This window comes from Isoptericola sp. NPDC058082 (genome assembly GCF_042885055.1).
Taxonomy (GTDB): Bacteria; Actinomycetota; Actinomycetes; order Actinomycetales; family Cellulomonadaceae; genus Isoptericola.
In genome coordinates this window covers 301,480-313,848 of the sequence record NZ_JBHVSQ010000004.1, presented here as the reverse complement: position 1 = coordinate 313,848, position 12,369 = coordinate 301,480, and the positions used below count along the sequence as shown (strand labels likewise).

The 12,369-nt window shown below is 74.8% G+C and carries 18 protein-coding genes; 9 read left to right on the top strand and 9 right to left on the bottom strand.

The genetic code is table 11. The annotated features are described in order from the left end of the window. Positions 1-17: 17 nt before the first annotated feature. A complete protein-coding gene (locus ACFVS0_RS08420) occupies positions 18-974 on the top strand; it encodes a zinc-binding dehydrogenase (protein ID WP_430562177.1) in 957 nt (318 codons plus the stop codon). A 1-nt stretch (position 975) separates the two neighbouring features. On the opposite strand, the gene ACFVS0_RS08415 is transcribed toward ACFVS0_RS08420, so the two are convergent. From ACFVS0_RS08415 to rpmB, 8 genes are read right to left on the bottom strand one after another with little or no spacing between them, the layout of a single operon-like run. Beyond that, the gene (locus ACFVS0_RS08415; RefSeq protein ID WP_430562176.1) at positions 976-2,265 is read right to left on the bottom strand and encodes an alpha-hydroxy-acid oxidizing protein; all 1,290 of its coding nucleotides are present in this window, start codon (positions 2,263-2,265) and stop codon (positions 976-978) included. After that, entirely contained in the window at positions 2,262-2,573 is a 312-nt protein-coding gene (locus tag ACFVS0_RS08410; protein ID WP_430549291.1) for a DUF1330 domain-containing protein, read from the bottom strand. The genes ACFVS0_RS08415 and ACFVS0_RS08410 overlap by 4 nt, the downstream gene beginning before the upstream one ends. A gap of 38 nt (positions 2,574-2,611) precedes the next feature. Then, positions 2,612-2,776 carry a 50S ribosomal protein L32 gene (gene rpmF / locus ACFVS0_RS08405; RefSeq protein ID WP_430549292.1) on the bottom strand — a complete coding sequence of 55 codons (165 nt, stop codon included), beginning with the start codon at positions 2,774-2,776 and terminating at the stop codon, positions 2,612-2,614. Between the two features lie 48 nt (positions 2,777-2,824). After that, complete coding sequence (gene ykgO, locus ACFVS0_RS08400; protein ID WP_079573901.1) at positions 2,825-2,947, bottom strand: type B 50S ribosomal protein L36; 123 nt, start codon at positions 2,945-2,947, stop codon at positions 2,825-2,827. After that, complete coding sequence (locus tag ACFVS0_RS08395; RefSeq protein ID WP_429730811.1) at positions 2,944-3,222, bottom strand: type B 50S ribosomal protein L31; 279 nt, start codon at positions 3,220-3,222, stop codon at positions 2,944-2,946. The genes ykgO and ACFVS0_RS08395 overlap by 4 nt, the downstream gene beginning before the upstream one ends. A 13-nt stretch (positions 3,223-3,235) precedes the next feature. Then, a complete protein-coding gene (rpsN, locus tag ACFVS0_RS08390; RefSeq protein WP_430549293.1) occupies positions 3,236-3,541 on the bottom strand; it encodes a 30S ribosomal protein S14 in 306 nt (101 codons plus the stop codon). Further along, positions 3,541-3,708 (bottom strand): 50S ribosomal protein L33, encoded by a 168-nt coding sequence (rpmG, locus tag ACFVS0_RS08385; RefSeq protein ID WP_430549294.1) that lies wholly within the window; start codon positions 3,706-3,708, stop codon positions 3,541-3,543. The genes rpsN and rpmG overlap by 1 nt, the downstream gene beginning before the upstream one ends. After that, positions 3,708-3,944, bottom strand: coding sequence for a 50S ribosomal protein L28 (gene rpmB, locus ACFVS0_RS08380; protein WP_430587691.1), 237 nt, complete (start codon positions 3,942-3,944; stop codon positions 3,708-3,710). The genes rpmG and rpmB overlap by 1 nt, the downstream gene beginning before the upstream one ends. A gap of 100 nt (positions 3,945-4,044) precedes the next feature. Here rpmB and ACFVS0_RS08375 point away from each other — a divergent pair, with 100 nt between their 5' ends. Beyond that, on the top strand, positions 4,045-5,187 hold the full coding sequence (locus tag ACFVS0_RS08375; protein ID WP_430587690.1) for a GTP-binding protein: 1,143 nt from the start codon (positions 4,045-4,047) through the stop codon (positions 5,185-5,187). Positions 5,188-5,295: 108 nt separating this feature from the next. Next, on the top strand, positions 5,296-7,119 hold the full coding sequence (gene nhaA, locus ACFVS0_RS08370; RefSeq protein ID WP_430584390.1) for a Na+/H+ antiporter NhaA: 1,824 nt from the start codon (positions 5,296-5,298) through the stop codon (positions 7,117-7,119). Between the two features lie 6 nt (positions 7,120-7,125). Here the strand turns inward: nhaA and ACFVS0_RS08365 are convergent, their stop codons facing one another. After that, on the bottom strand, positions 7,126-7,635 hold the full coding sequence (locus tag ACFVS0_RS08365; protein ID WP_430587689.1) for a GNAT family N-acetyltransferase: 510 nt from the start codon (positions 7,633-7,635) through the stop codon (positions 7,126-7,128). A gap of 81 nt (positions 7,636-7,716) precedes the next feature. Between ACFVS0_RS08365 and ACFVS0_RS08360 the strand changes: the two genes are divergently transcribed. Genes ACFVS0_RS08360 through ACFVS0_RS08335 form a run of 6 tightly spaced genes read left to right on the top strand, consistent with a single transcriptional unit; the run spans position 7,717 to position 12,357 of the window. Further along, on the top strand, positions 7,717-8,325 hold the full coding sequence (locus tag ACFVS0_RS08360) for a TetR/AcrR family transcriptional regulator (protein ID WP_430587688.1): 609 nt from the start codon (positions 7,717-7,719) through the stop codon (positions 8,323-8,325). Between the two features lie 8 nt (positions 8,326-8,333). Continuing rightward, on the top strand, positions 8,334-8,852 hold the full coding sequence (locus ACFVS0_RS08355) for a nucleoside deaminase (RefSeq protein WP_430549299.1): 519 nt from the start codon (positions 8,334-8,336) through the stop codon (positions 8,850-8,852). Between the two features lie 19 nt (positions 8,853-8,871). Then, positions 8,872-9,699 (top strand): hypothetical protein, encoded by an 828-nt coding sequence (locus tag ACFVS0_RS08350; protein ID WP_430587687.1) that lies wholly within the window; start codon positions 8,872-8,874, stop codon positions 9,697-9,699. 43 nt (positions 9,700-9,742) lie between these two features. Then, on the top strand, positions 9,743-10,846 hold the full coding sequence (arsB, locus tag ACFVS0_RS08345; protein ID WP_430587686.1) for an ACR3 family arsenite efflux transporter: 1,104 nt from the start codon (positions 9,743-9,745) through the stop codon (positions 10,844-10,846). Then, positions 10,843-11,916, top strand: coding sequence for a metalloregulator ArsR/SmtB family transcription factor (locus ACFVS0_RS08340; protein WP_430587685.1), 1,074 nt, complete (start codon positions 10,843-10,845; stop codon positions 11,914-11,916). Before arsB ends, ACFVS0_RS08340 begins: the two co-directional genes overlap by 4 nt. 15 nt (positions 11,917-11,931) lie before the next feature. Beyond that, positions 11,932-12,357, top strand: a complete 426-nt coding sequence (locus ACFVS0_RS08335) for an arsenate reductase ArsC (RefSeq protein WP_430587684.1) — start codon at positions 11,932-11,934, stop codon at positions 12,355-12,357. The last annotated feature ends 12 nt before the right edge of the window (positions 12,358-12,369 follow it).

Sequence of the window (12,369 nt, the reverse complement as noted above, 5' to 3'; positions counted from 1 at the left end):
CGGGAGCGAGGGAGACCATGAAGGCCTGGCAGTTCACCACCACGCACGAGCCGCTCGAGCTGCGGGAGATCGCCGAGCCCACCCCCGGTCCCGGTGAGGTGGTCCTCGACGTCCGCGTCGCCGGGCTGTGCCACTCCGACGTCGGCGTGCTCGACGACGAGACCTGGCTCGCGATCATCCCGAACCGCCCGATCACGATGGGCCACGAGATCGCGGGCGTGGTCTCCGCGGTCGGCGAGGGCGTCACGGACTGGGCCGTCGGGGACCGTGTCGGCGTCTGCCCGACCGGCGACTCGGGCGTCTCCCCCGGCTACGGCCGCGACGGCGGCTTCGCCCCGAAGCACCGCGTCGCCGCGGGCGACCTGGTCCGCATGCCCGACGACCTCTCCTTCGGGCTCGCCGCCCTCGGCACCGACGCCGGCATGACCGCCTACCACGCGATCACGACGATCGGCGCCCTGGAGGCCGGCCAGAAGGTCGGCGTCATCGGGCTGGGCGGGCTCGGTCAGATCGGCGCCCAGGTGGCCGTCGTCCGCGGCGCGGAGCTGCACGTCGCGGAGCCCAACGAGGCCCTGTGGGAGCAGGCCCGGGCGATCGGCGCGGCGGGCGTGGTCAAGGATGCCGCCGAGTGGGCGGGCCAGGACTTCGACCTCGTCGTCGACTACGCGGGCTTCGGCACCACGACGACGAACGCGGTCAAGGCGATCCGCCGGGACGGCACCGTGGTCCTGGTCGGCATGGCCCGGCTCCAGTTCACGCTCGACACCATGGACGTCATCCTCAAGCAGGCGCGGGTGCTCGGCTCGAACGGCGGCACCAAGGCCGACGTCGCCGAGGTCTACGAGCTGCTCGCGTCGGGCGCCGTCGTGCCCCAGGTCACGACGATCGCCTTCGAGGAGATCCCCGCGTACCTCGACAAGCTCCGCGCCCACGAGGTCACCGGGCGCGTCGTCGCCGAGGTGACGACCGACTGACTCATGGGCTCGCCGGGACCACGAGGTCCCGCGTGAGGGCCGCGACGTCGCGCGCGCCGGTGAGCGCCATCGTGAGGTCCAGCTCGGCGAGCACGTTGCGGATCACCTCCTCGACCCCGGCCTGCCCGGCCACCGCGTACCCGTAGAGGTACGGCCGCCCGAGCAGGACGGCGTCGGCCCCCAGGGCGAGGGCGACCAGCACGTCGGCCCCGGTCCGCACCCCGCTGTCGAGCAGCACGGTGGGGCCGGGCCCGACGGCGTCGCGCACGGCGACGAGCGCGTCGAGCGACGCGACGGCGTTGTCCACCTGGCGGCCGCCGTGGTTGGACACGACGATCCCGTCGACGCCGAGGTCGAACGCCCGGCGCGCGTCGTCCGGGTGCAGGATCCCCTTGAGCACGACCGGCAGCCGGGTGCGGTCGCGCAGCGTGGCCAGGTGCTCCCACGACAGGCCGGGGTTGGAGTACACGTCGAGGAACGTCTCGACGGCGGCGCGCGGCTCGGGCGAGCGCAGGTTGTCGCGGAACCGCCCGGGGTAGGCGCGCGTCATGGCGAGCAGCGAGCGCACCGCGCCCGCGGTGACCTGCACGGCGTCGCGCGCCCCGGACGCCGCGGCCCGCGCGACCCGCTCGCGCACCAGCTCGGAGAAGCGCGGGTCGCTCGTGTACTGCGCGATGCCGAGGCCGCGGGCGAACGGCAGCGAGCCGAGGTCGAGGTCCTGGGGGCGCCACCCGAGCACGGTCGTGTCGAGCGTGACGACGAGCGCGCCGGCGCCCGCCGCCTCGGCCCGCGCGATCAACGAGTCGACGAGGTCCTCGTCGGTGCTCCAGTAGAGCTGGAACCAGCGCGCCGCGTCGCCCATCTCGGCCGCGCACGCCTCCATGGGGTGGCAGGCCTGGTTGGACAGCACGTACGGGACGCCGGTCGCGGCGGCCGCGCGCGCGACGGCGAGGTCGGCGTCGGCGCCCAGCAGCGCCGCCGCCCCCACCGGAGCGAGCAGCAGGGGGCTCGCGTGCCGGGTGCCGAACAGCTCGACCGACGCGTCCCGCTCCACGGCCCCGGCGGCCATGCGCGGCACGACCGCCCAACGGTCGAACGCCTCCCGGTTGCGCCGCATCGTGCGGCCCTCGCCCGCGCCGCCCGCCACGTACGCCCAGGCCCGCGCGCCGGAGGCCCGGCGGGCGGCCCGCTCCAGGGCCGCGGAGCTCGTCGGGACGCGGGGGCGCCGGCCCAGCACCCCCGCCCGGTAGATCGCGGACTGCCGGGCCAGCCCCGCCCCGGGTGCGCTCATCCCACCGGACGCACGCGCAGGATCTCGGTCCGCGCGATCGCGCGGTCGCGCACGTCGAGCCGCGCCTCGCGGTCGGGGTCCGCCATGAAGTCCGCGAGCGCCTCCTCGTCGGGCATCTCGATGAGCTGCACCTCGGTCGGCTGGACGGCGCCGTGCGCGGCGTCGTCCGTGTGCGCCACGTTGGTCACGCGGTGCAGCACCCGCCCGCCGTGCCGCGGCACGAGCGCCAGCACCTGGGTCTCGTAGTCCGCCAGCGCCTGGGCCTCGCCGTCGGCTGCCCACAGCAGCACGCACAGGGTGATCGCCATCGTCCACCTTCTCTCTCGCGGTCGTCCGGACGATCCTGTCAGGCCAGCGGCACTCCCCGGCGCACGGCGCGCGCGAGCCGCGGCGGGACCTGCACCACGCCGTCGGACGTGGTGACGGGCACGAGGGCCGTCGGTGCGGCCTTCCAGCGGGCCCGCCTGCTGCGGGTGCGCGAGCGGGAGGTCTTGCGCTTGGGGACGGCCACGGCCGCTCCTCTCGTCGGTCTCGGTGGTCTCGGGGGGGAACCCCCGGTTCAGCCCTGGCGGGCCTTGAACCGGGGGTTCTGCTTGTTGATGACGAACGTCCTGCCGCGGCGGCGGACGACCTTGGCGCCCGGCAGCCGCTTCAGCGACCGCAGCGAGGCGCGGACCTTCATCGGGCGCCCTGCCCGTAGCGGCGGCGGAACTTCTCGACGCGGCCCGCGGTGTCGACGACGCGCGCGGCCCCCGTCCAGAACGGGTGGCTGGCGCTCGAGATCTCGACGTCGACCACCGGGTAGGTGTTCCCGTCCTCCCACTCGATCGTGCGGGTGGGGCGGCCGGGCCCGGAGGCGGCGTCCCCCGCCAGCGTGGAGCGCGTGAGGAACGCGGTACCGGCGCTGGTGTCGCGGAAGACGACGGGGCCGTAGGTGGGGTGGATGCTCTGCTTCATGGTGGTGTCTCCTCTACCAGCTGGACTTGGTGACGCCGGGCAGCTCGCCCCGCAGCGCCAGCTCGCGCAGGCGGATGCGGGACAGGCCGAAGCGGCGCAGGTAGCCGCGGGGGCGGCCGTCGACGACGTCGCGGTGGCGCAGGCGGGTGCGGCTCGCGTCGCGGGGCTGACGCTGCAGCTCCATGACGGCCGTGGCCCGCTCCTCCGCCGTGGACGACGGCGACGCGACGACGCGCTTCAGGTCGGCCCGCCGGGCGGCGTACCGCTCGACGACGTCGCGGCGCCGCGCGTCGGCGGCGATCTTCGACGTCTTGGCCATCAGCGCTCCTCGCGGAAGTCGACGTGCCGGCGCACGACCGGGTCGTACTTGCGCAGCACGACACGGTCGGGGTCGTTGCGACGGTTCTTGCGGGTGACGTACGTGAAGCCCGTGCCCGCCGTCGAGCGGAGCTTGACGACCGGGCGCAGGTCGGTGCGGGTTGCCATCAGACCTTCTCTCCTCGTGCCTGGATCCTGGCGACCACGACGTCGATGCCGTCGCGGTCGATGGTCTTGATGCCCCGGGCGCTCACCCGCAGCGTGACGGTGCGGCCGAGCGAGGGCACCCAGTAGCGCTTCGTCTGGACGTTGGGGTCCCACCGGCGCTTGGTCCGCACGTGCGAGTGCGAGATCGCGTGGCCGAACCCCGGCACGGTGCCGAGCACCTGGCAGCGGGCGGACATCGATGCCTCCTTCATGAGAACGGTTCTCATCAGGGCGCTAGAGTGACAGACTTGAGAACTGTTCTCAAGTACCGTCATCCCCAACCCGCCGGAGGTGCCCGTGATTCCCGACCGCCCGCACGCCCCCGTCCCGCCCGCGCTGAGCGTGCTCGTCGCCGTCGACCCCGTGCTGCGTGACGCCGCCGCCGCGAGCCTCACGCTCGGCGCGCCCGACGTCGTCGTCGTGCGGCACGACCTGCTCCCGGACGACGGGGCGCTGCGCCGCGTCGTCGTCGACGCGACCGGCGTCCTGGAGGACGAGACCGTGGCGCTGGAGCACGCGTGCGTCTCGTGCAGCGTGCGCGAGGACGCCGTGCCGGCGCTCGCCCGCCTCGCCGACGACGGCCGCTGGGCCCACCTCGTGCTCGCCCTGCCCGTCACCGCCGAGCCGCTCCCGGTCGCCCGGGCCCTGGCCGCCCAGGCCGAGCCGGGAGGCGCGCTCGAGGACCTGCGGCTCGCCGCGACGGTCGGCGTCGTCGACCTCGACGACCTGGAGGCCGACCTCCTCGGCGACGAGCTGGTCGACGAGCGCGGGCTCGCGCTCACCGACGACGACCAGCGGCCCGTCGGCGAGGCCCTCGCGGCCCAGCTCGAACAGGTGGACGTGGTCGTCACGACCGGCGGCTCGGCCACGGGCGGCGGCCTCGTCGACCGGCTGCGCGCGGTCGACAGCCACCGCGTCGACGGCCTGCACGACCTCGACCCGGTCGCGCTCGCCGCCCGCTCGCACGCGCCCGCCGCGGCCGAGCGCCGCGCCCACCCCCTCGGTGCGCGCGGGGCCCGCCGGCGCGCCAAGGACCCCCGCGACCGGAGCTGGAGCCTCCTCCTGCGCAGCGACCGGCCGTTCCACCCGGAGCGGCTGCTGGCCCACGTCGAGGACCTCGGCACCGGGCCGGTCCGCAGCCGCGGCGTCTTCCACGTGCCGAACCGGCCCGACTCCGCGTGCCTGTGGGACGGCGCGGGCGGCGCCCTGTGCGTCGCGGACCTCGGCACGTGGGACGAGGTCGCGGCCGGGCACCCGCCCGTCACCCGCATCCTCGTGGTGGGGGCGGGCGAGCCGCGCGACGCGCGCGGGGTGCACGACCGCATCCTCGACGCCTTCGGCGAGGCGCTGGCCACCGGCGACGAGGTGGCGGACGGCGGGCTGCGCTGGCTGGGGCGCGAGGACGTCCTGGCGCCGTGGCTGGGAACACGGACCGGCTGAGCGCTGTTCCTCCCCGCGCGGGCCACGGCGCCGGTCCACGCGACCGACGGCCGCGAGCGTCATAGGCTCCTCGCGGACCCGCATCCACGACGGACGGGAGACACACGCATGGCCGCACGCGCGCTCGCCGAACGGCTGCGCACCGAGTCCGGTGCGGCGCTGCTGCTCGTGGGCGTGACGCTGCTGGCCCTGGTGTGGGCGAACTCGCCCCTGTCGGGCTGGTACGAGCACCTGTGGGAGCTGCCGATCCACGTCGACGTCGGCGACCTGCGCTTCGACATGGACCTGCACCACTGGGTCAACGACGGCCTCATGGTGCTGTTCTTCTTCGTCGTCGGCCTCGAGGTCCGCCAGGAGCTGGCGATCGGGTCGCTGCGGCAGCGCAGCCAGCGCCTGGTGCCCCTCGTGGCGGGCACGCTCGGCGTCATCGTCCCCGCCCTGGTCTTCCTCGCCGTCGCCGGGCACGCCGACCCCCACGGCTGGGGCGTCGTCGTCGGCACGGACACGGCGTTCCTGCTGGGCGTGCTCGCCCTGGTCGGGCCGGCGATGTCGAGCCAGCTGCGCGTCTTCCTGCTCACGCTGTCCGTGGTGGACGACTTCCTCGCCGTCGGCATCATCGGCGTCGTCTACTCCGAGGACGTGCGGCTCGCCCCGCTCCTCGTGGCCCTCGCCGCGCTCGGCGTCCTGTGGCTGCTGGGCCGCATGCGGGAGTGGCGCAGCTCGCCGTACGTCCTCGTCGTCGTGGTGCTGTGGGGCGCGACCGTCCAGGCGGGCATCCACCCGTCGATCGCGGGGATGCTCGCCGGGCTGCTGGTGCCGGCGGTCGCCACACGCCGCGACGACGTGCTCCAGGCCAAGAGCCTGTTCCGCGACTACTGGCAGTCGCCCAGCGCCAGCGTGGCGCGCAACGCCCGCGTCGGCCTGGCCCGGTCCATCTCGGTCAACCACCGCCTGCACGACGTGCTGCGCGGGCCCGTGTCCCTCGTCGTCGTGCCGCTGTTCGCGCTGGCCAACGCCGGCATCGACCTGCGCGGCGGCGCGCTCGGCGCGGCGCTCGGGTCGGTGATCACCTGGGGCGTCGTGGCGGGGCTGGTCGTGGGCAAGCTCGTGGGCATCGGGCTCGGCACCTGGGGCGCCGTCCGCGCGGGTCTCGGCCGGCTGCCCGACGGCGTGGGCCCGGGCAGCGTGCTCGGCGGTGCGGCCCTGTCCGGCATCGGGTTCACCGTGTCGCTGCTGGTCGTGGACCTGGCGTTCGACGGCACGCCCGCCGGGCAGGCCGCGACGGTCGGCATCCTCATCGCGATGGTGCTGTCCACCCTGCTGGGGTGGGCGATCTTCACCGTCGCCCGCGTGCGGTACGGCGAGGCGAGCGCGGACCTGCCCGTCACCCTCACCCCCGCCGTCGACCCCGAGCGCGACCACGCGAAGGGCGACCCCGACGCCGCGCACACCGTCGTCGAGTACCTCGACTTCGAGTGCCCGTTCTGCGCCCGCGCGACCGGGATGGGGGCCGAGCTGCGCGAGCACTTCGGCGACCGCGTGCGGTACGTCGTGCGGCACCTGCCGCTGGAGGACGTGCACCCGCACGCCTACCTGGCCGCCGTCGCGGCCGAGGCCGCGCACCGGCAGGGGAAGTTCTGGGAGATGCACGACCGGCTGTTCACGCACCAGTCCCGCCTGGAGCCCGACGACCTGCGCGAGCACGCCGCCGAGATCGGCCTCGACCTCGGGCGCTTCGACGACGACATGAACGACGAGGCCCTGCACGCGCGCGTCCGCGACGACGCGGCGAGCGCGGCCGCCAGCGGTGCGCGCGGCACGCCGACGTTCTTCCTCGACGGCGACCGGCACCGCGGACCGCACGACGCGCGCACGCTCATCGCCGCGCTCGAGGCGAACGAGGACGACCCCGCCCTGCGCCGGCGGTCGTGAGGCGGGTCAGGTGAGGTCGAGCGCCCAGGTCTGGCCGACGAGGTCGTGCCCGAAGCTGTGGTGCGGCTGCTCGTCGACCAGCGCGAACCCGGCCGCCTGGTAGAGGTGCCGGGCGGACGCGAGCACGTCGTTGGTCCACAGCACGACGCGCCGGTAGCCGGCGTCCCGGGCGAATCGCAGGCACTCCTGGACGAGGCGGCCGCCGACTCCGTGACCGCGCGCCTCCGGCACGACGAGCAGGAGGCGCAGCCGCGCCACGCCGTCCTCCTCGTCGGCCGCCAGGAGGATGCAGCCCGCGCGCCGGTCGTCCACCTCAGCGATCCACGCGGCCTCGCGCGCGGGGTCGTGGGCGCTCGCGTAGTCGGCCACGATCCGGGCCACGAGCACCTCGAAGTCCGCGTCCCAGCCGAACTGGCGGTGGTACACCTCGCCGTGGGTCTGCACGATCCACCCGAGGTCCCCCGGCCGGTCCGCGGGCCGGACGACGACGGCATGCCGGACGACCGTCCCGGTCATGGCCCCTCCTCACATCGGGTCGGCGACCCCTCGGCCACCGGACTGAAACGACTGTTTCACTCGTCCGCTAGGTTAGCCCCCATGACGCGCCAGGCACCACCCCCCTCCCCCCGCCGCACCGAGCTGCTCGAGGCGGCGTACCGGTACGCGCTGGAGCACGGGCTGACGGACCTCTCGCTGCGCCCCCTCGCGGCGGCGGTCGGCTCGAGCCCGCGGGTGCTGATCCTGCTGTTCGGCAGCAAGGAGGGCCTGCTCCGGGCCGTGCTCGCCCGCGCGCGCGAGGACGAGACCGCCCTCCTCGACCACCGGGGCGACGGACGGGGACTCGCCGACGCCGGCCGGCACGTGTGGGAGTGGCTGGCGGACCCGGAGCACCGGCCCCTCCTGCGGCTGTGGGCCGAGTCCTACACCCGGTCGCTCGGCGCGGCCGACGGGCCGTGGCACGGCTTCGCCCGCGGCACGGTGGACGACTGGCTCGCCCTGCTCGCGGCCCACCAGCCCGCCGGCGAGCGGGAGTCGGAGGCCGGCGCCCGCCGCCGCACGGCGATCCTCGCCCTGCTGCGCGGCGCCCTGCTCGACCTGCTCGCCACCGACGACGTCGCGCGTGTCGGCGCCGCCGTCCAGGCCCAGCTGGCGCTGTTCGACGACGCTCCCGCACCGCCCGCCGGCGACGCCCGCGGCGAGGCATGATGGGCCGCATGGGATACCAGAAGCCGTCCGCGACGACCGACGCCGACCTGCCGTTCCTCCGCCGCTGCGTGGAGCTCGCGCGCGAGGCGCTGGACGACGGCGACGAGCCGTTCGGCTCGCTGCTCGTCGACGCGACCGGCGCCGTCGTGTTCGAGGACCGCAACCGCGTGCAGGGCGGTGACCAGACCCGCCATCCCGAGTTCGAGATCGCCCGCTGGGCCGCCGCGCACCTCACGCCCGAGGAGCGGGCGGGCGCCACCGCGTACACGTCGGGCGAGCACTGCGCGATGTGCAGCGCGGCGCACGCCTGGGTCGGTCTCGGCCCCATCGTGTACGCCACCAGCACGGCCCAGCTCACCGCGTGGCTCCAGGAGTGGGGCGTGGCACCCGGACCGGTGACCCCGTTGCCCGTGGGCGACGTCGCGCCCGGGATCCCCACGCGCGGGCCCGCGCCCGAGCTCGCCGACGAGGTGCGCGACCTGCACGCCCGCCTGCACGGGGCTCACGAGGTGCACGACCCCGCCTGACGGTGTTTGCCTGGGGAACATGAGCGACTCTCCCGACCCCGCCCCCGCCCGCAACCCCTGGACCTGGCGGGTGATCGTGCTCGCCGCGGTCGTGGTGGTCGCCGTCGTCGTCTGGCTGGTCGTGCGGGACGACGGCGGCGACGGCGCGACGGCCGCGTCGCCGCCCCCCACCGCGACCGCGACCCAGGACGCCTCCCCCGACCCCTCCGCCTCGCCCACGACGACCGGCGCCGCGGGCTGCGCCGAGACCGACGAGGGCACCCCTGAGGGCGCCGACACGCACGAGACGGTCGACGTGGACGGCGACGGCGAGGCCGACACCGCATGGCTCACCGGGGGCGCCGACCGCCGGTTCGGGATCACGACGGCGTCCGGCGCCACCTTCTCGGTCGCGGTCGACTCCGCGAGCCCGCAGCGCGCGTCCGCCGTCGTGAACGTCGTGGCGGCGGGCGACGACACCGCGCCGATCGCGCTCGTCGACACGGGCCGCGAGGTGCTGCTGTTCTCCGCCGCCGACTGCGACCTCGCCGCGACGCAGAACCTCGCGGGCGCGCCCTACACGTTCGACAAGGGCTTCACGGGCCAGGGCACGGGGGTCGGCTGCACCGAGGTCGACGGTGCGCTGCACCTCGCCGGCCTGAACGCGACGTCCGCCGACGGCGGCTCCTTCACCGTCGAGCGCACGTTCGTGGAACTGGACGACGGTGCGCTGGCGGCGTCCAACGGCGAGGCGTCGACGGTCGCGGAGGGCGCCGGCCCCGACGACCCCGTGGTCGTCACGGCGCAGGGGACGAGCTGCGGCGAGCTCGCCGTGGGCGAGGACGGGCCGGTCGAGCCGCAGTCCTGAGCCCGTCTTGCGCCCCTGGATGGAGATCCGTCAATATAGACGCATGTCTATGCAACGCCCCGCCCGGCTGTCGTCCCTGGACCGCTGGCTGCCGTGGTGGATCGGGCTGGCGATGGTCGCAGGCCTGCTGCTGGGCCGGTTCGTGCCGACGCTGTCGGTCCTGCTGGCCTCGATGGAGGTCGGCGGGATCTCGGTGCCGATCGCACTGGGCCTGCTGGTGATGATGTACCCGGTGCTGGCCAAGGTCCGCTACGACAAGGTCACCGCCGTCACCGGAGACAGGAAGCTGCTCGCGAGCTCGCTTCTCCTGAACTGGATCGTGGGCCCGGCGCTGATGTTCGCCCTGGCCTGGACGTTCCTGCCCGACCTGCCCGAGTACCGCACCGGCCTGATCATCGTCGGCCTCGCCCGCTGCATCGCCATGGTCGTCATCTGGAACGACCTCGCGTGCGGGGACCGGGAGGCCGCGGCCGTGCTGGTCGCGATCAACTCGGTGTTCCAGGTCGTCGCGTTCTCCCTGCTCGGGTACTTCTACCTGACCGTGCTGCCCGGCTGGCTCGGCCTGGACACCCAGGGCCTCGATATCTCGATCGGGCAGATCGCGCTCAACGTGCTGGTCTTCCTCGGCATCCCGCTCGTGGCCGGCTTCGCCTCCCGCCGGATCGGCGAACGCGCCAAGGGCCGCGACTGGTACGAGGAGACGTTCCTCCCCCGCATCGGCCCGTGGGCCCTCTACGGGCTGCTCTTCACGATCGTGCTGCTCTTCGCGCTGCAGGGCGACGCCGTGACGTCGAACCCGCTGGACGTGGTGCGGATCGCGCTGCCGCTGCTGGTCTACTTCGCCGTCATGTGGGCGGTGGGCATGATCCTCGGCAAGCTGCTGAACCTCGGCTATGCGCGCTCGGCCACGCTGGCGTTCACCGCGGCGGGCAACAACTTCGAGCTCGCGATCGCGGTGGCCATCGGCACGTTCGGCGCCGCCTCCGGACAGGCGCTGGCCGGCGTCGTCGGGCCGCTCATCGAGGTCCCCGTCCTGGTGGGCCTGGTCTACGTGTCCCTCTGGGTCGCGCGCCGCTGGTTCGGCGTCGACCCCGACGTCGCCGACACCGTCGACGTTCCCCATCGGCTGGACGAGGTGAGGTCATGACCACCACCGACACCGCGAGCGGGTCGAAGCGGGCGAACCTGCCCCTGACCGTGCGCGACCCCGACTGCGGGCCCGGCATCGAGGCCCACGCGATCGGCACCGGGGCCGCCGGCGTCGTCGCGACCACGCTCAAGGCGCTGGCCGAACCGCTGCGGCTGCGCATGCTGTCGTTCCTCGCGACCGCCCCCGGCGGCGAGGCGTGCGTGTGCGACCTGGCCGAGCTGACCGACGTGTCCCAGCCGACCGTGTCGCACCACCTCAAGGTGCTGCGCGACGTCGGGGTGCTCACCTCCGAGCGCCGCGGCACCTGGGTCTGGTACCGCATCACGCCCGGCTACAAGTCCGCGATCAGCACGCTGCTCGAGTCGTTCGCCCCGGCCGCCCTGGACGCCCTCGGCCCGCACCCGCACCTGACCGGGCTCGAGGACGCCGACGCCGCCCTCGACCGGCTCGCCCGCGAGCTCATGGCGGCGCACCCCGACCTGGGTGCCGACGTCGTCCTGCGGACGGTGCGCGAGTCCTACACCGCGCTGGCACGCTCGGCCAAGGTCTCCGCCCACCTCCTGACCCTGACCGAGCGTTTCGCACGCCAGCGTCTCGCGGACCTGACCCGCGACGCCTCTCGCGCCGATACCGGCGGCACCGCGCACGCCGGTCCGCCCCAGGTGCTGTTCGTGTGCGTCGCGAACGCCGGCCGCTCCCAGCTCGCCGCCGCGCTCGTGCACCACTACGCCGAAGACCGGGTCGTCGTGCGCTCCGCCGGGTCCACGCCGGCCACGGACGTGCACCCGGCCGTGCGGCCCGAGCTCGCCGCCCTCGGCGTCGACGACCCGGAGGCCTTCCCCAAGCCGCTGACCGACGACGCGATCCGCGCCGCGGACGTCGTGATCACCATGGGGTGCGGTGACGTGTGCCCGGTCCTGCCCGGCAAGCGGTACGAGGACTGGCTCGTGGGCGACCCCGCCCTGGCCTCACCCGCGGGCGTCGCCGCCATCCGCGGCGAGCTCGACACCCGCGTCCGCGCCCTGCTCGCCGACCTGCTGCCCGACCTCGACCTGCCCACCCCCTGACCCGACGGAGCCACCATGACCGACACCACCACGAAGCCGGCCGCCCTGTTCGTCTGCGTGCACAACGCCGGCCGCTCCCAGATGGCCGCGGGCTATCTGCGCGCCCTGTCCGGCGGCGCCGTCGAGGTGCGATCGGCCGGCTCCATGCCCGCCGACCGCATCAACCCCGTCGCCGTCGAGGCCATGGCCGAGGCCGGCATCGACATCACCGCCGAACAGCCCAAGGTGCTCACGACCGACGCCGTCCAGGCGTCCGACGTCGTGATCACCATGGGCTGCGGCGACGCCTGCCCGATCTTCCCCGGCAAGCGGTACGAGGACTGGGAGCTCGACGACCCCGCCGGCCAGGGCATCGAGGCCGTCCGCCCCATCCGCGACGAGATCCGGCGCCGGGTGCTCGGGCTGCTCGCGTCCCTGGGCGTCGACCCCGTCGCCCACTGACCCCGCTGCCGC